We start from the raw sequence: 23,092 nt of genomic DNA on the forward strand, positions 1-23,092 counted from the left end.
CAGGTCAGGCCTTTGGTATGAGTTGGTCCACCGCGGCATCTTGGAGGTGCCGGGAGAAGATCTTCTCCCAGATTCCTCCCAGCGCCTCCCGTAGGACTGTGGCAGGTTGAGGCATGACCGCCCCAGGTCGCGCTACTGCACCACGAGGCCCTCGACCGTATGCGTCTCTGGCCGTGATGGGCCTGGCTGGCTCCTGATCACCGGGGTGCGTGGGTGTGACCGGCTGTACGTGGTTGGGTGCTCTACGCGCTGTATGCGGCAGGACAGAGAGCGTCCGAGACTGGCTGTATGGGGCCCGTTGGGAGGCTCACGTGACAGAGGTGAACATAAAGATCAGCGGAACCGCTCACATACGACTCAAGGACGCGAACGAGGACCAGGTCTTGAGGCTGATCAGGATTGGCATGGCACATGGCTGGGACACGGATGTGTCAGTGGACGACGAGGGCTACGAGATCACGGTCAGGTACGCGAGTCCACGCGCAGTCGCGGGAGTGAACGAGTTGCTGACGGAAGCCAGGCGTTTCCGCGGCGGCTAGTGCGTGGTGCATCTGGTGGTAGTCCCAGAGCGTCTGGGCGTCGGCCCATGCCTGCTCGGAGATCACCGGTCGCCCTCCCGCTCCTTCGTCAAGTCCGGGACCTTGAAGTCGTACTCCCACGCGAGGGCGTGACGCGGCAGGCACGCTGACGGTGCAGGGCCTCGCGCCGGCCCGGCTGGAGGACCATCCGTGACCCAGGGTCGAACGACATACGAACAACCCCGCGGGCCGCGCGGCGCGCGGGCAGCCCGTTGGCACTCTAGTTGACTGAGTGCTAACGCCGTCATAGTCTCGGCGTTGGCACTCTCCACCAGGGAGTGCCAACCACTCAGCGACGGGCAGATCCGGCACCCGCGACGACGGATCTACCAGGTCGCCACCTCAGACAGTCAACCCCGTGAGATCTCCGAAGGGGGAGGTCGGATCGTGACGACCGCCAGCACCAAGGTTGCCATCAAGCCGCTCGAGGACCGCATTGTGGTCCAGCCGCTGGACGCCGAGCAGACCACGGCCTCGGGCCTGGTCATCCCGGACACCGCCAAGGAGAAGCCCCAGGAGGGCGTCGTCCTGGCCGTGGGCCCCGGCCGCTTCGAGGAGGGCAACCGCATTCCGCTCGACGTCAAGGTCGGCGATGTCGTGCTCTACAGCAAGTACGGCGGCACCGAGGTGAAGTACAGCGGCGAGGAGTACCTCGTCCTCTCGGCTCGCGACGTCCTCGCGATCGTCGAGAAGTAATTCGGGGGTCTGGGGACTTGCTCCCCGGATCAACGCTTCACCCACGTTTTTGATCTGCGCCCCGGCTCCCGTGTCCCAACAACCGGGCGTCCGGGGCGCAGTTCGTTGAGAGGACAGACGCAAGCCATGGCGAAGATCCTGAAGTTCGACGAGGACGCCCGTCGCGCCCTCGAGCGCGGCGTCAACAAGCTCGCCGACACCGTCAAGGTGACGATCGGCCCCAAGGGCCGCAACGTCGTCATCGACAAGAAGTTCGGTGCCCCGACCATCACCAACGACGGCGTGACCATCGCCCGTGAGATCGATGTCGAGGACCCGTACGAGAACCTGGGCGCCCAGCTCGTCAAGGAGGTGGCGACCAAGACCAACGACATCGCGGGTGACGGCACCACCACCGCGACCGTGCTGGCCCAGGCCCTGGTCCGCGAGGGGCTGCGCAACGTCGCCGCCGGCGCCTCCCCGGCCGCCCTGAAGAAGGGCATCGACGCCGCGGTCGCGGCCGTGTCCGAGGAACTGCTCGCGGTCGCCCGGCCGATCAACGAGAAGTCCGACATCGCCGCCGTGGCCGCGCTGTCCGCCCAGGACAAGCAGGTCGGCGAGCTGATCGCCGAGGCGATGGACAAGGTCGGCAAGGACGGCATCATCACCGTCGAGGAGTCCAACACCTTCGGTCTGGAGCTGGACTTCACCGAGGGCATGGCCTTCGACAAGGGCTACCTGTCGCCGTACATGGTGACCGACCAGGAGCGTATGGAGGCCGTCCTCGACGACCCGTACATCCTGATCCACCAGGGCAAGATCTCCGCGATCGCCGACCTGTTGCCGCTGCTGGAGAAGATCATCCAGGCCGGCTCCTCCAAGCCGCTGCTGATCGTCGCTGAGGACGTCGAGGGCGAGGCCCTGTCCACCCTCGTGGTCAACAAGATCCGCGGCACCTTCAACGCCGTCGCGGTGAAGGCCCCGGGCTTCGGCGACCGTCGCAAGGCCATGCTCGGTGACATCGCCACCCTCACCGGTGGCACCGTCGTCGCCGAGGAGGTCGGCCTGAAGCTCGACCAGGTCGGTCCGGACGTGCTGGGCTCCGCCCGCCGCGTGACCGTCACCAAGGACGACACCACCGTCGTCGACGGTGCCGGCAAGGCCGAGGACGTACAGGGCCGGATCAGCCAGATCAAGGCCGAGATCGAGGCTACGGACTCCGACTGGGACCGCGAGAAGCTTCAGGAGCGCCTCGCGAAGCTGGCCGGCGGTGTGTGCGTGATCAAGGTCGGCGCCGCGACCGAGGTGGAGCTCAAGGAGAAGAAGCACCGCCTGGAGGACGCCATCTCCGCGACCCGCGCCGCGGTCGAGGAGGGCATCGTCGCCGGTGGTGGCTCTGCGCTGGTCCACTCGGCGAAGGTGCTGGAGGACAACCTCGGCAAGGAGGGCGACGAGGCCACCGGTGTCGCCGTGGTGCGCCGTGCCGTGGTCGAGCCGCTGCGCTGGATCGCCGAGAACGCCGGCCTCGAGGGCTACGTCATCACCGCCAAGGTGGCCGAGCTCGACAAGGGGCACGGCTTCAACGCCGCGACCGGCGAGTACGCCGACCTGGTGAAGGCCGGTGTCATCGACCCGGTCAAGGTCACCCGTTCCGCGTTGGAGAACGCCGCCTCCATCGCCTCCCTGCTGCTCACCACCGAGACGCTGGTGGTCGAGAAGAAGGAAGAGGAGGAGGCCGAGGGCGGCCACACTCACGGCCACGCCCACTGAGCGCGCGCACCTTTGTGCGGCTAAACCGCCGCCCGCTCTCGCGGACCTGGTTGTTCGCCGTGGGGTTCCTCAAGCGGTGGTTGCGCAACAAAACGGGCCCGGTGCCTCACCCCGTAGCGGTGGGGGCACCGGGCCTCGCCCGTGCGTGGGCCCACGCCGCGCTTCAGCGGCGGGGGTCGCGCCCTTGCTGCTGGGTCACCTCTTGACCTCGACAGCGCCGACCTCGCGCAGCAGCGTCATGTGGTCCCAGTTCCACCAGCCTTCCGCGATCTTGCCGTCGTGGCTGAACCGGTGGGTGGTCTGACCGGTCATCGTGACCTGCTTGTTGGTCGGCCGGATCCCCCGGAACTCGCCGGTGTGGGTCGCGACGCAGGTCCACACCGTGGTCACGAAGTCACCCTCGGCGAGCTGGTTCTGGATCGTGAACCTCGGGCCGAAGGCGTCCACGTACATGGAGGTCTCCTCCTTGACGCCGGCGATGCCCCTGTAGTCCTGCTCATTGGCCGGGTCGTGGTCCCGGTAGTCGGACGCGAAGATCTCGTCGATCACGTCGAGGCGGCGCTGGTTCACGATCTCCTCGTAGAACCGCCTGGCCGTCGCCTTGTTGAGCTGCTCGTCCCGCACCACGTCGAGGTCGGTGAAGGTCGGCATCTCGTCGCAGAGGGCCACCATCTCCTGGAAGATCCGGTCCGTCTCCGGCAGGTTGGAGTTCTTCATCGCCTCCTCGTACGAGGGGAATTCGACGATCTCGATGTAGTGGGATGCGTCGGAGCGGTCCTTGCCGATGATGTTGTGGGTGGCGGTCCGCTTGCCCTTCGTCTGCTCGACCCATGTGTCCATGAGCCGGTTCATGTCGTCGAACTTGGTGGTCTTGCAGTCGATGAGTTGCACAAAGCTCATAGCGCCTCCCGTCGAGAGTCCCCTTCGACCAGTTTAGTGACGAATGTCCACTCGGCCTCTTGGGTCAGCCCTCGGCCCGCTCAGCGGCCCGGACGTCAGCTCGGTCCGTAACGCCGCCCTGTCCGGGAGGTGATGCCGCCCAGCGTCTGCCGTGGAGCCAGCTTCACCAGGCCCATCAGCGCCTTGTACCGTGCGTCCGGGATCGACAGCGACTTGCCCTGCGCCAGATCTTTCATGGCCGTCGCCACCAGCTTGTCCACATCCAGCCACATCCACCGCGGCACATTGCCGGTGTCCATCCCGGCCCGCTCGTGGAACTCCGTCCGTACGAATCCCGGGCACAGCGCCATCAGCCGTACCCCGGAACCGGCCAGATCCCGCGCCGCTCCCTGCGTGAACTGCACGACCCACGCCTTGCTCGCGCCGTACGTGCCGCGCGGTACGAACGCGGCCACTGACGCCACGTTCACCACCCCGCCGCGGCCGCGCTCCCGCATCCCGGCCGCCGCGGCGCTGGTGAGCCGCAGCACCGCCTCGCAGTGCACCTTGAGCATCGCGAGCTCGTCGGCCATCGAGACCTCGAGGAACCGCCCCTTGTTGCCGAACCCGGCGTTGTTGACCAGCAGATCCACCGGGTGCTTGCGCTCTCCCAGCCGCTCCTCGACCGCCGCGATGCCCTCCTCCGTCGACAGATCGGCGACCAGCACCTCGGCCTCGACCCGGTGCCGGTCGTGCAGTTCGGTCGCCTGCTCCTGGAGCCGTTTGGCGTCGCGCGCCACCAGCACCACATCGTGTCCGTCCGCGGCCAGTCGGCGGGTGAACGCGGCCCCGATGCCCGACGTCGCTCCCGTGATCAATGCAGTCGTCATGCGCGCACGCTAGCGGGAGCGCTCGCTGCCTGGCTCTCAAAGACTCGCTTATGGTTAAGCATGATCGAGGCCCGTCACCTGAGAGTGCTGCGTGCCGTGGCCGCGACCGGCTCGTTCTCCGCCGCCGCCCGCGAGCTGGGCTGCACACAGCCCGCGGTCAGCCAGCAGATGAAGGCCCTGGAGCAGTCCGCCGGCACCCCGCTGCTGATCCGCACCGGCCGCGAGATGCGCCTCACTCAGGCCGGCGAGGCACTGGTCCGGCACGCCGTCGGCATCCTCGCCGGGCTCACGGCCGCCGAGGAGGAGGTCGCCGCGATCGCCGGGCTCCGCGCGGGGCGAGTCCGGCTGGTCTCCTTTCCCAGCGGCAGCTCCACCCTCGTGCCCACCGCACTCGCCGCGATGCGCGCCGCCCACCCCGGCACTCGAATCTCGCTGGCCGAGGCGGAGCCGCCGCGCTCGGTGGAAATGTTGCTGGCCGGGGACTGCGAGATCGCGCTGGCCTTTCACTATCCCCAGGTTCAGGTCCAGGGCGCCGGTCCGGAGGCCGTCGGCGCCGGGGTGCACCCAAGGCCGCCGGGGGCCCGTCCCGGGTCCGAAGAGTCATGGGGGAGGGACGACCTGGTCGTACGACCGATGCTCACCGATCGGCTGATCGGGCTGCTCCCGGAGGGACACCGGCTGGCGGGCGCCGACCGGGTGGGCATCGAGGAGCTGGCGGGAGAGCCGTGGATCGCAGGCTGCCCACGGTGCCGTCGGCATCTGGTGGAGGTGTGCGAGAGGGCGGGCTTCACCCCGCGGATCGAGTTCGCCACAGACGACTCTCCGGCGGTGATCGGCCTGATCGCGGCCGGGCTCGGGGTGGCCGTGCTGCCGGAGCTGGCGCTGGCGGCCGTAGGGCACAAGGGGGCCGCGCTGGTGGAGATCGAACCGGTCGTGCGACGGGAGGTCGTGGCGCTCACGCTGCCGGATCTCGCCCGCGTGCCCGCCGTCGAGGCGACTCTGGAACAGCTGGTGCACGCGGCCGGACGCCGAGGGCCGTAAGGCCGACGAGCAGCCGAGGTCGTGGGCGACGCCCCTCTTCGGGGCTCGGAGCGACGAAGGGATGGGAGAAGAAACGTTTCGCCAGTAGCTATCCGCTACTGGCGATCAATCGGTGCCTGGCGCGCCCCATCAGCTCCTCGCGCTCGTCCTCGGTCAGCCCGCCCCATACGCCGTAGGGCTCGCGCACCGCCAATGCGTGGGCCGCACACTCCGCGCGTACGGGACACCGCATGCAGACCTCCTTGGCCGAGGCCTCGCGCGCACTTCGGGCCGCACCTCGCTCGCCCTCGGGATGGAAGAACAGTGAGCTGTCAACCCCTCGGCAGGCGGCCAGAAGCTGCCAGTCCCAAAGGTCGGCGTTGGGGCCTGGTAGGCGGGAGAAGTCTGCCATTGGTCATCCCCTCGGAGGTGTTCCGGTGGATCGTGCCCACGACCGTACATCCGCTGTGTAAGTAGATGTAAATATGACTCATTGCGAATCTAGCGACAGACACCGAGGGAAGGGAAGAAAAGGCGCCAAATAGGGCATAGTCCATCCGGGCGGTTCGCCGGACACCAGCGCTGCCGCGCGTGTCTGTTCGCTCACGTAGAGTGTTCAATGTTCTCGTCGGAGACCGTAACTCTTTCGGGTGACCGTCGTTGAGAGTGCGGAAGCGGTTGATGGGACAAGCGCTCGGGCAAATGTCCGAGGCGGTCAATCGCTCAGGTGACGATACGTACCAGCCTGGAGGCTCAAGGTGACGCGCATCAGCTGCGGAGGGCGGCCATGACATCCGTCCTCGTCTGCGACGACTCCCCGCTTGCCCGAGAGGCGCTCCGCCGCGCGGTCGCGACCGTGCCCGGCGTCGAGCGCGTGACGACGGCCGCCAACGGCGAGGAAGTCCTCCGCCGCTGGGGAGCCGACCGTTCGGACCTGATTCTGATGGACGTACGGATGCCCGGGCTCGGCGGTGTCGAGACCGTGCGCCGGTTGCTCTCCGCCGATCCCGGCGCCCGGATCATCATGCTCACCGTCGCCGAGGACCTCGACGGGGTCGCGCTCGCGGTGGCCGCCGGTGCCCGCGGATATCTGCACAAGGACGCCTCGCGCGCCGAGCTGCGGGCCACCGTCACGCAGGCGCTCGCCGACCCGACGTGGCGCCTCGCACCGCGGCGGCTCAGGTCCGCAGAGATGGGCGCGGCCCCGACGCTCACGGCCCGCGAGATCCAGGTGCTCGAAGGCATGAGTCACGGCCGGTCGAACGCGGAGATCGGCCGCGAGCTGTTCCTCTCCGAGGACACCGTCAAGACTCACGCCCGGCGGCTGTTCAAGAAGCTCGGCGCCTCGGACCGGGCACACGCCGTGGCGCTCGGCTTCCGCTGGGGCCTGGTCCGCTGAAGGTGGTGTGACGCGTAGCGCAGTGAGGTCGCGGTGCAGGCCAATGCTCTGGTGGCCCGCACCGCGACCTCACTGCGTCGGCGTCTGGCGCCGAAACCTCACGGGATGCCGCATCCTTGAGGTGTGACTCCTCCCCGGCGGAGGCCGGGGCTTCTCACTCGGCCAGAAGAGACCTCATGACGGACAAGCCCTGCCCGATGCCGCGTGGCATGGGCACAAGCTATCGGCGGAGTCGTGAGCGCTACACGGGCATGACCCAAAGGGGGAGGCGTGGGACGTGAGTGCGAGAGCAGCGGCGCGTAACGGTTCGATGCACAACCATGAGGGCGGTGCGGTGGATCGCTGGGCGCCGAGGCACCATGGACCGATGCGCAGTGACGAGACCCTGGGGCCCCCCATGGCCAAAGGCCCAGGGGAGGTCGGCGCTCTCGTCCAGCGCGCGGTCGAGGGTGACGAGCGGGCCACGCACGATCTTCTGGCGCATGTGCATCCGCTTGCGCTGCGGTACTGCCGGGCCCGCCTGTCGCGCCTGCCCGGCGACGCCCGGCACTTCGTGGACGATCTGGCGCAGGAGGTCTGTCTCGCGGTGCTGTGCGCGTTGCCGCGCTACCGCGACACCGGCAGACCGTTCGAGGCCTTCGTCTTCGCCATCGCCGCGCACAAGGTTGCGGATCTGCAGCGCGCGGCCATGCGCGGGCCGGGCAGTACGGCCGTGCCGTCCGACGAGATGCCGGAGCAGCCCGACGATTCGCTCGGCCCGGAGGAGCGCGCGCTGCAGAGCAGCGATGCCGAATGGGCCAAGAAGCTGCTGGCGAACCTTCCCGAGATCCAGCGCGAGCTGGTGCTGCTGCGGGTCGCAGTCGGGCTGACCGCGGAGGAGACCGGTCAGATGCTGGGGATGTCGCCGGGCGCCGTCCGGGTGGCCCAGCACCGGGCCCTCAGCAGGCTTCGGGCGCTCGCCGAGCAATAGCCGGTCCGGTTCCGGACCTCGTCCCGGTCCCGATCCGGTTCGGTGCCGGAGCCGTCCCGGTTCGGCCGTCCAGTGCCGGTACGGTCACGGCGGCCCCGGCACGCTGGGAGGTAGGTATTGAGTGACGCGGGCCTCAGTGATCGTGGAATGGGACCACCTGAACAGCCCGTTAGCATGGGAGTCCGCGCCGGGGCAAGAACATTGGGGAAGGTGTCATGACCGACAACGTCGACGGAACGCCCGAGAAGTTCGCCATGCTCGGGCTGACCTACGACGACGTGCTGCTGCTGCCGGGCGCATCGGAGGTGCTCCCCAACGCGGTCGACACCTCGTCCCGGGTATCCCGCAATGTGCGCGTCAACGTCCCGCTGCTGTCCGCCGCGATGGACAAGGTCACCGAGGCCCGGATGGCCATCGCCATGGCCCGCCAGGGCGGCGTCGGCGTGCTGCACCGCAATCTGTCCATCGAGGAGCAGGCCAACCAGGTCGACCTGGTGAAGCGCTCCGAGTCCGGGATGGTCACCGACCCGATCACGGTCCGCCCGGACGCCACCCTGCGCGAGGCGGACGAGCTGTGCGCGAAGTTCCGTATCAGCGGTGTGCCGGTGACGGACGTCGCGGGCAAGCTCCTCGGCATCGTCACCAACCGCGACATGGCGTTCGAACTGGACCGCAGCCGTCAGGTCCGTGAGGTCATGACCCCGATGCCGTTGGTCACCGGCAAGGTCGGGATCTCCGGCGAGGACGCGATGGAGCTGCTGCGCCGCCACAAGATCGAGAAACTGCCGCTCGTCGACGACGCCGGGGTGCTCAAGGGCCTGATCACCGTCAAGGACTTCGTGAAGGCCGAGAAGTACCCGAACGCGGCGAAGGACGGCGAGGGCCGACTCGTCGTCGGCGCGGCGGTCGGCGTCGGCGATGAGGCGTACGACCGGGCGCAGGCCCTGGTCGAGGCCGGTGCCGACTTTCTGGTGGTGGACAGTGCGCACGGCCACAGCCGCGGCATCCTCGACATGATCGCCAAGGTCAAGTCGAACATCGCGGTCGATATCATCGGTGGCAATGTGGCGACCCGCGAGGGTGCGCAGGCGCTGATCGACGCGGGTGTGGACGGTGTGAAGGTCGGCGTCGGGCCGGGCTCCATCTGTACGACGCGGGTGGTCGCGGGCATCGGCGTACCGCAGGTCACGGCCATCTATGAAGCCGCGCAGGCGTGCGGCCCGGCGGACGTCCCGCTGATCGGCGACGGCGGCCTGCAGCACTCCGGCGACATCGCCAAGGCGATCGCCGCGGGTGCGGACACGGTCATGCTGGGCAGCCTGCTCGCCGGGTGCGAGGAGTCGCCGGGCGAGATGGTCTTCATCAACGGCAAGCAGTTCAAGTCGTACCGGGGCATGGGCTCGCTGGGTGCGATGCAGTCGCGCGGGCAGGCCCGTTCGTACTCCAAGGACCGCTACTTCCAGGACAACGTCCTGTCCGAGGACAAGCTGGTCCCGGAGGGGATCGAGGGCCAGGTGCCGTATCGCGGGCCGCTGGCCTCGGTGGCACATCAGCTGGTCGGTGGCCTCCGTGCCTCTATGGGGTATGTCGGCTCGGCCGACATCGCGGAGCTGAAGGAGAAGGGCCGCTTCGTCAGGATCACGGCGGCGGGCCTCAAGGAGAGCCATCCGCACGACATTCAGATGACAAGCGAGGCGCCGAACTACTCCTCCCGCTAGGCGCTCGCCGCGCGGGCCGCTCCGCGTGGGGTGCCCCGTCCCCTCCCGCCGGTGGCCCCTCACACCCGCGCCACTCCCCTTCGGCCGGTGGCTCCTCAGAGCTGCCTCTTAGGGATACTGGTGCCGTAGACCGTAGGGAAAGGCCAGAGACGTGACTGAGATCGAGATCGGGCGCGGCAAGCGCGGCCGCAGGGCGTACGCGTTCGACGACATCGCCATCGTGCCGAGTCGGCGCACTCGCGATCCGAAGGAGGTCTCGATCGCCTGGCAGATCGACGCCTACCGCTTCGAATTGCCTTTCCTGGCCGCTCCGATGGATTCGGTCGTGTCGCCGCAGACCGCGATCCGCATCGGTGAGCTGGGCGGGCTCGGGGTGCTGAATCTCGAGGGCCTGTGGACGCGTTACGAGGACCCGGAGCCGTTGCTCGCGGAGATCGCCGAGCTGGACGAGCGGACTGCCACGCGCCGGATGCAGGAGATCTACGCCGAGCCGATCAAGGAGGAGCTGATCGGGCAGCGGATCAAGGAGGTGCGCGACTCGGGTGTCGTGACCGCCGCCGCGCTGTCGCCGCAGCGGACCGCGCAGTTCTCGAAGTCCGTGGTGGACGCGGGCGTGGACATCTTCGTGATCCGCGGGACGACGGTCTCCGCCGAGCATGTGTCCTCCGCTGCCGAGCCGCTGAACCTGAAGCAGTTCATCTACGAGCTGGACGTGCCCGTGATCGTGGGTGGGTGTGCCACGTACACCGCCGCTCTGCATCTGATGCGCACGGGTGCCGCCGGTGTCCTCGTCGGCTTCGGTGGCGGGGCGGCGCACACGACGCGGAACGTGCTGGGCATCCAGGTCCCGATGGCGACCGCCGTGGCTGATGTGGCGGCGGCCCGCCGGGACTACATGGACGAGTCCGGCGGCCGGTATGTGCATGTGATCGCCGACGGAGGCGTGGGCTGGAGCGGCGATCTGCCGAAGGCGATCGCCTGCGGCGCGGACGCGGTGATGATGGGGTCGCCGCTGGCGCGTGCGACGGACGCGCCGGGGCGTGGCCACCACTGGGGCATGGAGGCCATTCACGAGGACGTGCCGCGCGGCAAGCGGATGAACCTGGGCGCGGTGGGCACGACGGAGGAGATTCTGCTGGGGCCGTCGCACACCCCGGATGGCTCGATGAACTTCTTCGGTGCGCTGCGCCGGTCGATGGCGACCACGGGCTACAGCGAGCTCAAGGAGTTCCAGCGCGTCGAGGTGACGGTTGCCCCGTCGTCCCAGTACGACAAGAGGTGACTACTCGGCCACTCGCCGGGCGACCAGATAGGCCTCTGCTGCCGCCACCGCGTAGAACGTGACGTCGTTCCTGCCGAGGATCTCGTGCTGCCAGTAGTCGAGGACGGGACCCGGCTCGAGGTGGACGTCGCCAGCACCCACCTGGATGGCGGCGGCGAGGAGTTGCGCGAGTGCGACGCCCGCCAGTGCCAGCGGTACGCCCCACAGCGCGATCGCCCGCCCCTGGCCGCCCACCTTGCCCAGGACCGCGCCCACGAGCAGCCCGATGGCCAGCGCCCAGTAGCCGAGCTCGTACCCGCGCGCACCCTCCCCCAGAGCTTCGCCCGGGAGGGACCCCCAGCCCTGCAGAGCGCCGAGCAGGAGGCCGCCGGCGACCGTGGCCGCCGCCCCGGCGGCCACGCCGGGCCCGGGGCGGCCCGAGGGCTCGCTCATCTCCAGTGCATCTCCCCCTGAATGGGTGATCTGCCGGAACGCTAGCAGGGGGAGGAGACCGGCGGTGCGGGAATCAGAGCCGGTGGGCGGCCCCGGCGGGGGTCGCGCCCCGGGTGTCCAGCAACAACTGGGCCTTCACGGCGAGGCCCTGGAGGTCGTAGCTGCGGTGGTTCTGGAGCAGCAGCGTCAGGTCGGCCGCCGCGGCGGCCTCGTAGGGCGCGTCCGCGCGGGGAATGGGCCGCCCCAGGACGCTCCACTGCGTCACGTACGGGTCGTGATAGCTGAGCTGTGCGCCCATGCCCAGCAGGCGCGAGCCGATCTCGCCCGCCGGTGAGTTCTCCTGGTCGCCGATGTCCGGCTTGTAGGTGACTCCGAGCAGCAGGACGCGGGCGCCGCGGGCGGACTTGCCGTGCTCGTTCAGCAAGGTCGCGCAGCGCTGGATGACATACCGCGGCATCCGCCCGTTGACCTCCTGGGCGAGTTCCACCATGCGGAGCGGGTAGCCCAGGCTCCGGCCCTTGTAGGCAAGGTAGTTGGGGTCGATGGGCGCGCCGTGGCCGCCGACGCCGGGCCCGGGGTGGAAGGCCTGGAAGCCGAACGGCTTGGTCTCGGCACAGCGCACCACCTCCCACACGTCGACCCCGATGTCGCGGCAGTAGACCGCCATCTCGTTCGCCAGCGCGATGTTGACGTGCCGGTAGTTGGTCTCCAACACCTGCACGGCCTCCGCCTCTCGCGTCCCCCGCGCGCGCACGACCCGGTCCGTCAGCCGCCCGTAGAAGGCGGCCGCGGCCTCGGTGCACGCGGGCGTGAGTCCGCCGACCACTTTGGGGATGTTGGCGTAGCCGAAGGCCCGGTTCCCCGGGTCCAGGCGGGTCGGCGCGTACGCGAGGTGGAAGTCGCGTCCGGCGCGCAGCCCGGACCCCTCCTCCAGGATGGGGCGGAGGAAATCCTCCGTGGTGCCGGGGTAGGCGGTGGATTCCAACACGACGGTGGCATGCGGTCGCAGACGGGCCGCCAGCTCCCTCGCCGCGGCGCCGACCGCCGACAGATCCAGCGCCAGGTCCTCGCCCAGCGGAGTCGGCGCGCAGATCACGGCCGTACGGACCCGGCCGAGCTGGGCGGGGTCCGTGGTGGCGCGGAAGCCGCCGGAGATCATCCGGCGGAACTCCGTGGCGGTGAGGGAACAGTCCACCGGAGGTCGGCCCGCCCGCAACTCGGTGATGGCCCGGGCGTCGGTGTCGTATCCGATGGTGGCGATGCCGGCGGCGGTGGCGGCCTGGGCGAGGGGGAGGCCGAGGTGGCCGATGCCGATGACGGCGAGGTCTGCGGGCATGGCTGAATGCCGTCCTTCCCGAGACGATCTTTTAAGGCGCTATGTAAGGCTAAGCACACATATGACTGATATTGAGTATTGGCTGATGGAGGAGGCACCGGTGTTGCCCTGGTGACCGCACGGCGGAGGCCGGGTGAGCACTGGGTGGTTGAAGGCCCGTACCACGGTGAGAATCGACAGACGGGGAAAAGCGAGCCGGACCACGACGGGAGGCAGCGGTGAGGACAGCGACACTGGGACCGGCCGAGCGCGGCGAGGCGCTCGCCCGAATGGCGGAGCGTGAGCTGGACATCCTGGTCGTGGGCGGTGGCGTGGTCGGCGCGGGCACCGCCCTCGACGCGGCCACCCGCGGGCTGGCCACCGGGTTGGTCGAGGCGCGCGACTGGGCGTCCGGCACCTCGAGCCGGTCCAGCAAGCTGATCCACGGAGGACTGCGTTACCTCGAAATGCTCGACTTCGGGCTCGTCCGCGAGGCGCTCAAGGAACGCGGGCTGCTGCTGGAGCGGCTGGCGCCGCACCTGGTCAAGCCGGTCCCCTTTCTCTACCCGCTGCAGCACAAGGGCTGGGAACGCTTCTACGCCGGCTCGGGCGTCGCGCTCTACGACGTCATGTCCGTCTCCTCCGGCCACGGGCGCGGCCTGCCCGTCCACCGGCACCTCACGCGCAAGCACGCGCTGCGTGTGGCGCCGTGCCTGAAGAAGGACGCGCTCGTCGGCGCCCTGCAGTACTACGACGCCCAGATGGACGACGCGCGGTATGTGGCGACCCTGGTGCGCACGGCGGCGGCGTACGGAGCGGACGTCGCCAACCGGGCCCGTGTGACCGGCTTCCTGCGGGAGGGCGAACGCGTGGTCGGGGTGCGGGTGCAGGACGTGGAGGGGGGCGGGGAGTACGAGGTCCGCGCCAAGCAGATCGTGAACGCGACCGGGGTCTGGACGGACGACACCCAGGCGCTGATCGGAGAGCGGGGCCAGTTCCACGTACGGGCCTCGAAAGGCATCCACCTGGTGGTCCCCAAGGACCGGGTCCACTCGACAACGGGCCTCATCCTCCGCACGGAGAAGAGCGTGCTCTTCGTCATCCCCTGGGGACGGCACTGGATCATCGGCACGACGGACACGGACTGGGACCTGGACAAGGCGCACCCCGCCGCGTCCAGCGCCGACATCGACTACCTGCTGGAGCACGTCAACTCGGTCCTCGCGGTGCCGCTGACCCGGGACGACGTGGAGGGCGTGTACGCCGGGCTGCGCCCGTTGCTGGCCGGGGAGTCGGACGCGACGAGCCAGCTCTCGCGCGAGCACACGGTCGCTCATCCGGTGCCGGGTCTTGTGGTCGTCGCGGGCGGCAAGTACACGACGTACCGGGTGATGGCGAAGGACGCCGTGGACGCGGCGGTGCACGGCCTGGACCAGCGGGTCGCCGAGTGCGTCACCGAAGACGTGCCCCTGGTCGGGGCGGAGGGCTACAAGGCGCTGTGGAACGCGCGGGCGCGGATCGCGGCGCGCACCGGTCTGCACGTGGCGCGGGTGGAGCATCTGCTGGGCCGGTACGGCTCGCTGACCGACGAGATCATGGACCTGATCGCCCGCGATCCGTCCCTCGGCGAACCGCTCACCGCCGCGGACGACTATCTGCGCGCCGAGATCGTCTACGCCGCCTCCCACGAGGGCGCCCGCCACCTCGACGACGTCTTGACGCGCCGCACCCGGATCTCCATCGAGACCTTCGACCGGGGGATGCGCAGCGCGCGGGACTGCGCGGAGCTGATCGCGCCGGTGCTGGGCTGGGACAAGAGCCAGATCGAGCGGGAGGTCGAGCACTACGAGAAGCGGGTGGAGGCGGAACGCGAGTCTCAGCTCCAGCCGGACGACCAGACGGCCGACGCCGCGCGCCTCGGGGCGCCGGACATCGTCCCGATCTGACGCCGGCTCCGGCGCGGTTCCTCAGCGCCGACGCGTTGGGCAGAACTCCGCTTCCAGGAGGCGTGTTTCGGCCCGGGCGGGTGGGACGGTGTCCGTGTTCACGCGGTAGCCGAGCACATGGCCGCCGTCCCGCGTGCCGAGCGCCTGGACGTACGACCCTTTGATGCTGCCGTTGTGCCCCCACACGGTCACGCCGCAGGTGAGTCGCCGGGGGAAGAGGCCCAGACCGTACGCTCCGTCACTGCCCGAGGTGTCCAGCATCTGCCCCAGCTGCTCGGCGGGCAGCAGTCGACCGCCCAGCAAGGCGCTCAGAAAGCGGGTCAGGTCGCCCAGGGTGGAGACCGCCTCACCTGCGGCACCGGCGCCGGACGGGTCGAGCGAGGTGACGTCCGCGGGTTCGGCGGACGCGGGCCCGCCGGGCGGGTCTTGAGCATCGGGCCCGGACGTGCTCTCGGTTCTGTCCGCGTCGGCGGTGGGCGCGGTGGAGTACGCACGTCCGTGTGGCTGGGGGAGGTCCGTACGGGCTCCGGGGAACGATGTCCCGGTCAGGTCCAGTGGCCTGATGATCCGTCGCCGTACCTCCTCGGCGTACGGGCGTCCGGTCACCTTCTCGACGACCAGGCCGAGCAGGATGTAGTCGGTGTTGGAGTAGGCGTAGTCCGTGCCCGGCCTGAAGCGAGGGGTGTGGCGGAGTGCCGCGCGGACCAGCTGCTCCGGGGTGTGGCGGTCGGGACGGTGGGCAGCGCGGTCAGGTCTGAAGAGCCGTTGGGCGATCCGCGGGTCGTGGGTGTAGTCGTACAGCCCACTGGTGTGGTCCAGAAGCTGACGGACCGTGATCCGGCGGCCGTCGTTGCCGTGGCCCCGGACCAGGCCGGGCAGGTGCACGGCGACCGGGTCCGTCAGGGACAGCCGTCGTTCGGCCGCCAGTTGCAGCACCACCGTGGCCACGAACGTCTTGGTGAGGCTGCCCGCGCGGAACCGGTCGGCGGCGCGCATCGGCCGGTCGCTGCGCAGGTCCGCCAGCCCTGCCGGCCCGAACCACGAGCCGCGCCCGTCGCGGGACAGCGCCGCCGCGCCCGGTGCCTGCCCCTCCGACACCAGCTGCCGCACCGCGGCCGCGACGCCCGGCCGGGTCGGTGGCGCCGGCTCGCTCGGGCCCGCGGTGCCCTTCCGGTCCGGCGCGCCGTTGCCGGCTGCCGCATCGCCCTGGTGTTGCGGCCGGTCGGGGACCGGGCCGTCGAGAGGCCGCGGCGTCTCGTGCCGGACCGCCGGTTCGCTGCGCGCGTGGGGCTCACTCCGTGCCGTCGGCGCGTACGGGCCCGGCGGGGCGTCGCCGACCGCGAGCAGCGCGGCCAGCACGGAGATTACCGACACCACGCACCCCACGGCCGCAGCGACCGCCGTGGTGCGCTTCGGCATCGGTCCGGCTCCTCGTCTCGTCGCGGCTCATCCGGTACGAGGGCCATCATGGCGGGTCCGCCCGGGTCCCATCACCCCGGGGCCCGCAGCGCGGACCCGGGCGGGCCTCCGCCCCCGCGCATGAGAGAGAATGAAGGCTCTGCCGGGGGGTTCCCCACGCCGAGGGCGAGGGGAGGGCCCGAGTTGGCTGAACATAGCGCCATACGTCGTCCTGCATGACAGCCAACTCGGTGCCATCGTGGACTGATTGCAGTGCTGAGGGGATTCATGTCGGAGGCGGAGCAGACACAGGGCACCACAGGGCGCCTCCTCGCCGGACGCTACCGGCTGGGAGAGGTTCTCGGCCGCGGCGGCATGGGCACGGTCTGGCGGGCGGTCGACGAGACCCTCGGCCGGACCGTCGCGATCAAGGAGCTGCGCTTCTCGAATGTCGACGAGGACGAGAAGCAGCGCCTGATCACGCGCACGCTGCGCGAGGCGAAGGCGATCGCCCGGATCCGCAGCAGCGGCGCCGTCACCGTCTACGACGTCGTCAACGAGGGCGACCGCCCCTGGATCGTCATGGAGTTGATCGAGGGGTCGTCCCTCGCCGAGGTCGTCCGGGACACCGGCGGGCTCACTCCGCACCGGGCCGCCGAGGTCGGCCTCGCCGTCCTCGACGTGCTGCGCGCCGCGCACCGCGAGGGCGTGCTGCACCGCGATGTGAAGCCGTCCAACGTGCTGATCGCCGACGACGGCCGGGTGGTCCTGACCGACTTCGGCATCGCCCAGGTCGAGGGCGACCCTTCGCTGACCTCCACCGGCATGCTGGTCGGCGCGCCCTCCTACATCGCGCCCGAGCGGGCGCGCGGCCACAAGCCCGGGCCGCCCGCCGATCTCTGGTCGCTCGGCGGCCTGCTCTACGCGAGCGTGGAGGGCGTGCCGCCGTACGACAAGGGCTCGGCCCTCGCCACGCTGACCGCGGTGATGACCGAGCCGCTGGACCCGCCGAAGAACGCGGGACCGCTGGAGGAGGTCATCTACGGTCTGTTGGCCAAGGATCCCGCCCAGCGGCTGGACGACGCGGGCGCGCGGGCGCTGCTGACGGACGCGCTCAACGCGCCGGAGGACCAGGGGCCGGAGGCGGTCGAGCGCACTCGGACGATGATGCTGCCGCAGGTCCCGGCAGCGCCGGAGGCCGAGCCGACGCCTGAGCCGAAGCCTGAGCCGATGCCTGGGCCGGGGATCGGTGGCTCTCGGCCGAAGCCGAAGCTCTTCCCCGCGCCGTCCGCCGCGGTGCGCGCGCGGGTGGAGGAGCGGCTGCGCAGCGCCCTGCAGTCCGTGCGCACCACGGCCGTGCAGTCCGTGCGCGACGTGGCCGGGGCGGCACGGGCCAAGATGGTCGCCACCCGCAATCCTGATCCCCGCCCCGACCGGCCCGCACCGTCGACCGCCGCGGTGTCGATCATGGATGTCGTGCCGCGGCGCGTGCTGCTGGTCCTGGCCGTGGTGGCCGCGCTGGCCCTGCTCGGCACGGTGCTGGCGTTCGCGCTGGGCGGCGACGCGGACCGCGGAGGCAAGCCCAAGGGCGACAAGCCCGCCTCGAGCGCGGGTACTTCGGGAGGGGCCAAGTCCGTCGAGAGCAAGGCCGCGACCGAGGGCACAGGGCAGGGCGCGGGGAAGCCTTCGGAGGCGCCCAAGTCCCCTGAGGAACCAGAGGACGACGCAGAGGGCGACGACGACGCCGAGGAGACGACGCCGGAGAAGGGCGGCCGCGCGCTGCCGAAGGGCTACGCCCAGAAGACCGACAAGCTCTTCCACTTCACCATGGCCCTCCCCGAGGGCTGGCAGCGCACCCGTGTAGCGGGCCGGAACTCCGGCGGCATCTACAGCAGGTCCGGCGGATTCCCCCGCCTCCAGGTCGACTTCACCGCCAGCCCGGGCGACGACGCCCTCGCCGCCTGGAAGAGCCTGGAGCCCGCCGTGCGCGACAGCTCCTCCGGCTATCGCGTGCTGAGCATCAGGAAGGCCCGCTACCGCGGCTACCCGACCGTCGCCGACTGGTCCTTCGAGCGGAACCAGGGCGGGCAGCGCGTACGCGTGCTCAACCGCGGCTTCCGGGTCGACGACGACCACGGCTATTCGATCATGATCAGCTGCCGGAAGGATGCATGGGACGGCAAGGAGTGCAAGACCCTCCGGGACACCGCGTTCAAGACCTTCCGGCCCAAGGACTGACCAGTGTCCCGGTCGGGCACGTATCGTGAGATCTCGCGGCCGTGAGTAGCCGCAACCGAGCGGAAAACGACCGGATTTGACGGTTCGGGGGCGCCTGCGGGTGCCGGCGGTGCGAGAGACCGGGATCGCGCGCTGTGGGGAGGCGACGTGGACGACTACGCGGGTCGGGTGCTCGCCGGGCGCTACCGCCTGCCCCGGCTGCCCTTCGACGCGTACGACCTCGTGGAGACGCGCGCCTTCGACACGTACAGCGGCCAGGAGGTGCTGGTCCGGCAGATACCCCTGCCCGAGGTCGTCGATGCGGAGGTCGTCGGCGCGGACGGGCGCTATGGATCCGCCGGTGAGGCGGGCGACTCGGGTCGTCCCGCCGACCCCGCGGTCCGGCGCGCGATCGACGCGGCGGCCGCAGCCGCGGGACTTCCCGACCATCCCCGGCTCGACCAGGTCTTCGACGTCTTCGCCGAGGACGACGGGCTGTGGATCGTCAGCGAACTGGTGGCGGCCCGGCCACTGGCGGCGGTGCTCGCCGAGAAACCGATGTCGCCCCATCGAGCTGCCGAGGTGGCCGCGGACATCCTGACCGCCCTCAGGGCCCTCCATGCGCATGGCTGGACCCACCGCAACATCACCGCCCGTACGGTGCTGGTCTGCGACGACGGCCGCGTCGTCCTCACGGGTCTCGCGGCGGGCGCCGCAGAGGAGGCCCTCTGCGGCTACGACCCGGTGCCACCGGCCTCGGACGCGCCGGGTGCGCTCGGCATCGGCCTGCCCGGCGATGTAGGGCCGGGCCCCGCTGATACCGGCCAGGTGCCGGTCGCCGGACAGGTGGGCCAAGGACCAACGGACCTCTGCGGCCCAGGACGTGAGGCGGGCGAGGGCCCGGCCGCATCCGGTCAAGCGGGCCTCGGCGTCGAGGGCGAGCGCGGTTCTGGACCGACGAGACCGGGCGGCGCATCTGCCGGCGGCGTGGTTCCTGACGGCACCGGAGATGGCGAGGGCCCCGTCGATCCAGGCGCGGCAGACCGCCTGGGCGGCACCCACGCGGACCCTGCCGTGTCCGGCGGCGGGGGCTCTGGAGGCGCCGACTCGCCGGACAGCGGACACGCTCGCGCTGCCCGCGCCGGGGCGATTGCCGCATACCGTGCGGGCGCGCGGGCCGCCGCTCGTGCGACTGCTCGGCCCGAGGCGGACGGCGGCTCCGCTCCAGCGCTTCCGGGTCCGCGCTCGGACGGTGCCCTGGGCGACCGGGACGACGCGTCCCCGTGGGGGGCCGGCCCGCTCGACCGGCTGCCGCCGGGCTTCCGCCCGGCCGATGGAGTCCACGGGGCGAGCGCGTACGTCCCCCGCCGGGATGGCGAAGGCCGCTCAGCCCTGCCCGCCGCCCGTACCGCGGACGGCGCGCCGGACACTCCGGCGCGGCTGCCCGAGCCACGGCAGTCCCTCGCCGACGCCGTGCGCCGGGACGAGGCCGGTGCCGGCGCGGGTTCCGCCGAGCCCACCGCGCGCCGGCACGGAGCCGGTGAAGCCGCCCGCGCCGCAGCCGCGTCGCGCCGACTCCCCATGACCGCCCTCGCCGCCGAGCGCGCCCGACAGGCCCGCATCCTCGTCGTCGGGGCGGTCACCGAGCGGTGGGCCCCGGAGCAGGCCGGGCCCGTCCACGAGAACTGGCAGCTCGCGCCACCCGTCGGCCCCGCCACCGACCTCTGGGCTCTCGGCGCACTCCTGTTCCGCGCCGTCCAGGGCCACGCCCCGTTCCCGGAGGAGAACGCCACCGAGCTCGTGCAGCTCGTCTGCGCCGAGCCGCCCGCCTTCGCCGAGGAGTGCGGTCCGCTGCGCCCCATCGTCGAGTCGCTGCTGCGCCAGGACCCCACGGAGCGCCCCGAGTTCGAGGAGCTCCGCGGTTGGCTGCGCTCGCTCATCCGGTCCGCGCCGGAGCCGGACCTCGGCAGGCGTGTCGTCACCGTCCCCTCCCTCGGCGTCGGCGCGGCCGCCGACCCGCGGCGGCTGCCGGTCCTGCGGCGGCGCGGCGAGCTCGTCCGCAGGCGCCGCGCGGGGTCCCCGGCCCTCGTGCACGGTCGTCACAAGCGGAGCCGGGAGAAGCGGCAGCGCGGCCCCCGCAGCCTCGGCCGCACCCTCGTCGGCCTGATCCTGCTGGCGCTGATCGCCGCGATCGCCTACGCCATGCTGTTCCTGCCCCGTGCGGACGGGGACCGTGGCCAGGACCGCACGGGCTCTGCGGGCCCGGTGAACTCGGCCCCCGCGCCGCCCGACTCCTCGCAGCAGCAGCCGCAGTCCACCGAACCCGCCGATCTCCCCAAGGGCTTCGCCCTGCGCCAGGACCCCGCGGGCTTCACGCTCGCCGTCCATGAGGGCTGGGAGCGCCGCGGCGAGAACTCCCGCGGCCAGATCCGCTATCTCGGCGACGACGTCGAGCTGATCGTCGTCCCCGGCCGCGACTCGGTCGACGACTTCGGCGCGGACCCGATGGCGTACCAGCAGGACAAGGAGGAGGAGTTGGAGCCCTTCCGCGCCTCCCAGTGGGCCGCGGCCTCCGGTCTACGCCGGATCGACGTCGGGCGGACGGCGATGGCCGAAGGCATCTTCACCTGGAAGGACAGCAGCGGCCGCGAGGTCTACGCCCGTAACCTCGCCATGATCGTCGAGGGCCGCTACCACCTGCTGCTGGTCATCGGTCCGGACGGCGAACGCGAGGCCGTATCCGAGTACTTCCGGCACGCCGCGAATACGTATCGCGCCACCGGCTGACCCGCGATCGGCCCGGCACGCCGGCTTCGGCCCGCCGTCCAGGTGGAGTTCAGCGACCGGACAGGGCCTGAGGCGGATGTGACCGGCTGCGAGGTCCTGTCCCGGTTGGGGCGCCCGTGGGGCAGGATGGGCCCATGGGGAGCTTCGGGCGCGAGGGTGACCGCCTCATCGCCGGGCGGTATCGGCTGGGTGCCCGACTGGGCCGCGGCGGCATGGGTACGGTCTGGCGTGCGACCGACGAGTTGCTGGGCCGCCAAGTGGCGGTCAAGGAACTCCACATGGGCGACGATCCCGCCGACGACGACGCCCGGATGAAACGTGAGCGGACGCTGCGCGAGGCGCGGACCGTCGCGCAGCTCAGGCACCCCGGCGTCATCGTCGTGCACGACGTGGTCGAGCAGGACGAACGGCCGTGGCTCGTCATGGAGTTGATCGACGGGCGGTCGCTCGCCGACCGACTCGGCGCCGACGGGCCGGTTCAGCCCCGCGAGGCCGCCCGGATCGGGCTCGCCCTGCTCGGCGCGCTCCGGGCCGCACACGCGCACGGGGTGCTGCACCGGGATGTGAAGCCCGCGAACGTCCTGATGGACGAGCGTTCCGGGCGGGTGGTGCTCACCGACTTCGGAATCGCTCAGATCAGCGGCGGTACGACGATCACGGAGACGGGGTCGTTCGTGGGGTCGCCGGAGTACACCGCGCCGGAGCGGATGTCCGGTGGCCGGGCCGGGCCGGAGTCGGATCTGTGGTCGCTCGGTGCGCTGCTGTGCGCGGCGCTCAGCGGCAAGTCTCCGTTCCACCGGGACTCGTTGGGCGGAGTGCTGCACGCGGTGGTGTCCGACGAGATCCGTCCGCCGGAGGCGGCGCAGCCCCTGCTGCCCCTTGTCACAGGCCTGCTGGAGCGCGATCCGGAACGGCGGCTGGCCGCCGCGGAGGCGGAGCGCCTGTTGGGGGAGTATCTGCGCACGGGCCGCATGCCCGCGCTGCCGGCCGCCGGCCACGCGCCCACGCAGCGCGGTATCCAGGGCCCTTGGTCGGTCGGCGGCCGGCCACCGGTCGGCGGCCCCGGCGACGAGCGGCCCCGTTCCGGCGTGACCCGTGCCCGTACGATCGTCGCGGCCACGCTGCTCGTCGCTTCGGCGGGTGCGGCGGGGGTGGCCGGGGTGGCGCTGCTGGTGGACGGGGAAGGCGAGGGCGGCTCCGGCGGGCCCGGGCCCACCGCGACCGCCGGGAAGACCGGACGGCCCACCTCCCGGCCGCCGTCGGTGTCGCCGACGGTGACGGTGACGTCCACCGAGACGGAGACCACCGTCCTGCCCACCCCGCGTCCGCCGGGCAGGACCCCGCCCGCGGGCTACCGGACCGCCTCGGACCCCGCCGGGTTCCGGATCGCCGTGCCCGACGGCTTCACGCGCTCCTTCGAGCCACCGCGGATCTTCTACTACTCGCCCGGCAAGGTCATCCGGCTCGGGGTCCAGATCCAGGACGCGGAGCCGGGTGGACCGCTGAGCGTGATGCGGGCCGCCCACAGCGAGGGACCGTCCCGGTACACCGGCTACCGGGACGGCGAGGTCACGGCGGCGACGCGGGGCGGAAACCGGGCGGCGCTGTGGGAGTTCACGTGGAACGGCTTCACCGCGGACGGCGGCCCTCGCCACACCTTCGACTTCAGCTGGGAGGAGGACGGCAAGCTGTACGACGTCTGGGTCTCGGCCCCCGTCGGGAAATTGGCTGCCGCCCGGCGGCATTTCGACACCGCTCTGGAAACGTTCGTCCGCACCCGCCCGCACTCCTGAAGGGGAGGGTGGGACGGCACAGC

General features: G+C 71.0%; 18 protein-coding genes. 12 read left to right on the forward strand and 6 right to left on the reverse strand.

Features of this window, described 5'->3' with window-relative positions; genetic code table 11:
- Positions 1 to 311: 311 nt before the first annotated feature.
- From ACTWQI_RS12960 to groL, 3 genes are all read left to right on the forward strand, one after another.
- Positions 312 to 539, forward strand: a complete 228-nt coding sequence (locus ACTWQI_RS12960; RefSeq protein ID WP_443270052.1) for a hypothetical protein — start codon at positions 312 to 314, stop codon at positions 537 to 539.
- A gap of 426 nt (positions 540 to 965) precedes the next feature.
- Complete coding sequence (gene groES, locus ACTWQI_RS12965) at positions 966 to 1,274, forward strand: co-chaperone GroES (protein WP_360853671.1); 309 nt, start codon at positions 966 to 968, stop codon at positions 1,272 to 1,274.
- Between the two features lie 126 nt (positions 1,275 to 1,400).
- Complete coding sequence (gene groL, locus ACTWQI_RS12970) at positions 1,401 to 3,023, forward strand: chaperonin GroEL (protein ID WP_443270054.1); 1,623 nt, start codon at positions 1,401 to 1,403, stop codon at positions 3,021 to 3,023.
- A 195-nt stretch (positions 3,024 to 3,218) separates the two neighbouring features.
- Here groL and ACTWQI_RS12975 read toward each other — a convergent pair whose 3' ends face one another.
- Positions 3,219 to 3,923, reverse strand: coding sequence for an ester cyclase (locus ACTWQI_RS12975; protein WP_443270055.1), 705 nt, complete (start codon positions 3,921 to 3,923; stop codon positions 3,219 to 3,221).
- A 95-nt stretch (positions 3,924 to 4,018) separates the two neighbouring features.
- Positions 4,019 to 4,792 carry an SDR family NAD(P)-dependent oxidoreductase gene (locus ACTWQI_RS12980; RefSeq protein WP_443270057.1) on the reverse strand — a complete coding sequence of 258 codons (774 nt, stop codon included), beginning with the start codon at positions 4,790 to 4,792 and terminating at the stop codon, positions 4,019 to 4,021.
- Positions 4,793 to 4,852: 60 nt separating this feature from the next.
- Here ACTWQI_RS12980 and ACTWQI_RS12985 point away from each other — a divergent pair, with 60 nt between their 5' ends.
- Positions 4,853 to 5,833 carry a LysR family transcriptional regulator gene (locus ACTWQI_RS12985; RefSeq protein WP_443270059.1) on the forward strand — a complete coding sequence of 327 codons (981 nt, stop codon included), beginning with the start codon at positions 4,853 to 4,855 and terminating at the stop codon, positions 5,831 to 5,833.
- Between the two features lie 88 nt (positions 5,834 to 5,921).
- On the opposite strand, the gene ACTWQI_RS12990 is transcribed toward ACTWQI_RS12985, so the two are convergent.
- Positions 5,922 to 6,224 (reverse strand): WhiB family transcriptional regulator, encoded by a 303-nt coding sequence (locus ACTWQI_RS12990; RefSeq protein WP_443270061.1) that lies wholly within the window; start codon positions 6,222 to 6,224, stop codon positions 5,922 to 5,924.
- A gap of 375 nt (positions 6,225 to 6,599) precedes the next feature.
- On the opposite strand from ACTWQI_RS12990, the gene ACTWQI_RS12995 reads away from it, so the two are divergent.
- The 4 genes from ACTWQI_RS12995 to ACTWQI_RS13010 all read left to right on the forward strand — a co-directional run bounded on the left by ACTWQI_RS12995 (position 6,600) and on the right by ACTWQI_RS13010 (position 11,181).
- Positions 6,600 to 7,211: a response regulator transcription factor gene (locus ACTWQI_RS12995; protein WP_003948568.1), complete on the forward strand. Its 612-nt coding sequence runs from the start codon at positions 6,600 to 6,602 to the stop codon at positions 7,209 to 7,211.
- Positions 7,212 to 7,578: 367 nt separating this feature from the next.
- Entirely contained in the window at positions 7,579 to 8,181 is a 603-nt protein-coding gene (locus ACTWQI_RS13000; protein ID WP_443270062.1) for a sigma-70 family RNA polymerase sigma factor, read from the forward strand.
- Between the two features lie 215 nt (positions 8,182 to 8,396).
- A complete protein-coding gene (gene guaB, locus ACTWQI_RS13005; protein ID WP_443270064.1) occupies positions 8,397 to 9,899 on the forward strand; it encodes an IMP dehydrogenase in 1,503 nt (500 codons plus the stop codon).
- Positions 9,900 to 10,050: 151 nt separating this feature from the next.
- Complete coding sequence (locus ACTWQI_RS13010) at positions 10,051 to 11,181, forward strand: GuaB3 family IMP dehydrogenase-related protein (protein WP_443270065.1); 1,131 nt, start codon at positions 10,051 to 10,053, stop codon at positions 11,179 to 11,181.
- Here ACTWQI_RS13010 and ACTWQI_RS13015 read toward each other — a convergent pair whose 3' ends face one another.
- Positions 11,182 to 11,613 carry a hypothetical protein gene (locus ACTWQI_RS13015; RefSeq protein WP_443270067.1) on the reverse strand — a complete coding sequence of 144 codons (432 nt, stop codon included), beginning with the start codon at positions 11,611 to 11,613 and terminating at the stop codon, positions 11,182 to 11,184.
- 73 nt (positions 11,614 to 11,686) lie between these two features.
- The gene (locus ACTWQI_RS13020; RefSeq protein ID WP_443270069.1) at positions 11,687 to 12,949 is read right to left on the reverse strand and encodes a nucleotide sugar dehydrogenase; all 1,263 of its coding nucleotides are present in this window, start codon (positions 12,947 to 12,949) and stop codon (positions 11,687 to 11,689) included.
- Between the two features lie 218 nt (positions 12,950 to 13,167).
- On the opposite strand from ACTWQI_RS13020, the gene ACTWQI_RS13025 reads away from it, so the two are divergent.
- Positions 13,168 to 14,874, forward strand: coding sequence for a glycerol-3-phosphate dehydrogenase/oxidase (locus tag ACTWQI_RS13025; protein WP_443270070.1), 1,707 nt, complete (start codon positions 13,168 to 13,170; stop codon positions 14,872 to 14,874).
- Positions 14,875 to 14,895: 21 nt separating this feature from the next.
- Here ACTWQI_RS13025 and ACTWQI_RS13030 read toward each other — a convergent pair whose 3' ends face one another.
- Positions 14,896 to 16,293: a serine hydrolase gene (locus ACTWQI_RS13030; protein ID WP_443270072.1), complete on the reverse strand. Its 1,398-nt coding sequence runs from the start codon at positions 16,291 to 16,293 to the stop codon at positions 14,896 to 14,898.
- Positions 16,294 to 16,560: 267 nt separating this feature from the next.
- On the opposite strand from ACTWQI_RS13030, the gene ACTWQI_RS13035 reads away from it, so the two are divergent.
- The 3 genes from ACTWQI_RS13035 (at position 16,561) to ACTWQI_RS13045 (ending at position 23,069) form a co-directional block, all read left to right on the forward strand.
- Positions 16,561 to 18,510 (forward strand): serine/threonine-protein kinase, encoded by a 1,950-nt coding sequence (locus ACTWQI_RS13035; protein ID WP_443270073.1) that lies wholly within the window; start codon positions 16,561 to 16,563, stop codon positions 18,508 to 18,510.
- A gap of 147 nt (positions 18,511 to 18,657) precedes the next feature.
- Entirely contained in the window at positions 18,658 to 21,276 is a 2,619-nt protein-coding gene (locus ACTWQI_RS13040) for a protein kinase (RefSeq protein WP_443270075.1), read from the forward strand.
- Between the two features lie 134 nt (positions 21,277 to 21,410).
- Complete coding sequence (locus ACTWQI_RS13045) at positions 21,411 to 23,069, forward strand: serine/threonine-protein kinase (protein ID WP_443270076.1); 1,659 nt, start codon at positions 21,411 to 21,413, stop codon at positions 23,067 to 23,069.
- Positions 23,070 to 23,092: the final 23 nt, after the last annotated feature.

Origin of the sequence: Streptomyces sp. KR80, from assembly GCF_052245555.1 — a bacterium.
Lineage (GTDB): Bacteria > Actinomycetota > Actinomycetes > Streptomycetales > Streptomycetaceae > Streptomyces.

What these genes read in the sequence shown, in the direction of transcription:
- groL (WP_443270054.1), top strand. Translation starts at nt 1,401, where the DNA reads ATGGCGAAGATCCTGAAGTTCGACGAGGACGCCCGTCGCGCCCTCGAG.
- ACTWQI_RS12975 (WP_443270055.1), bottom strand. Translation starts at nt 3,923, where the DNA reads ATGAGCTTTGTGCAACTCATCGACTGCAAGACCACCAAGTTCGACGAC.
- ACTWQI_RS12980 (WP_443270057.1), bottom strand. Translation starts at nt 4,792, where the DNA reads ATGACGACTGCATTGATCACGGGAGCGACGTCGGGCATCGGGGCCGCG.
- ACTWQI_RS12985 (WP_443270059.1), top strand. Translation starts at nt 4,853, where the DNA reads ATGATCGAGGCCCGTCACCTGAGAGTGCTGCGTGCCGTGGCCGCGACC.
- ACTWQI_RS12990 (WP_443270061.1), bottom strand. Translation starts at nt 6,224, where the DNA reads ATGGCAGACTTCTCCCGCCTACCAGGCCCCAACGCCGACCTTTGGGAC.
- ACTWQI_RS12995 (WP_003948568.1), top strand. Translation starts at nt 6,600, where the DNA reads ATGACATCCGTCCTCGTCTGCGACGACTCCCCGCTTGCCCGAGAGGCG.
- ACTWQI_RS13000 (WP_443270062.1), top strand. Translation starts at nt 7,579, where the DNA reads ATGCGCAGTGACGAGACCCTGGGGCCCCCCATGGCCAAAGGCCCAGGG.
- guaB (WP_443270064.1), top strand. Translation starts at nt 8,397, where the DNA reads ATGACCGACAACGTCGACGGAACGCCCGAGAAGTTCGCCATGCTCGGG.
- ACTWQI_RS13015 (WP_443270067.1), bottom strand. Translation starts at nt 11,613, where the DNA reads ATGAGCGAGCCCTCGGGCCGCCCCGGGCCCGGCGTGGCCGCCGGGGCG.
- ACTWQI_RS13020 (WP_443270069.1), bottom strand. Translation starts at nt 12,949, where the DNA reads ATGCCCGCAGACCTCGCCGTCATCGGCATCGGCCACCTCGGCCTCCCC.
- ACTWQI_RS13030 (WP_443270072.1), bottom strand. Translation starts at nt 16,293, where the DNA reads ATGCCGAAGCGCACCACGGCGGTCGCTGCGGCCGTGGGGTGCGTGGTG.
- ACTWQI_RS13035 (WP_443270073.1), top strand. Translation starts at nt 16,561, where the DNA reads ATGTCGGAGGCGGAGCAGACACAGGGCACCACAGGGCGCCTCCTCGCC.
- ACTWQI_RS13045 (WP_443270076.1), top strand. Translation starts at nt 21,411, where the DNA reads ATGGGGAGCTTCGGGCGCGAGGGTGACCGCCTCATCGCCGGGCGGTAT.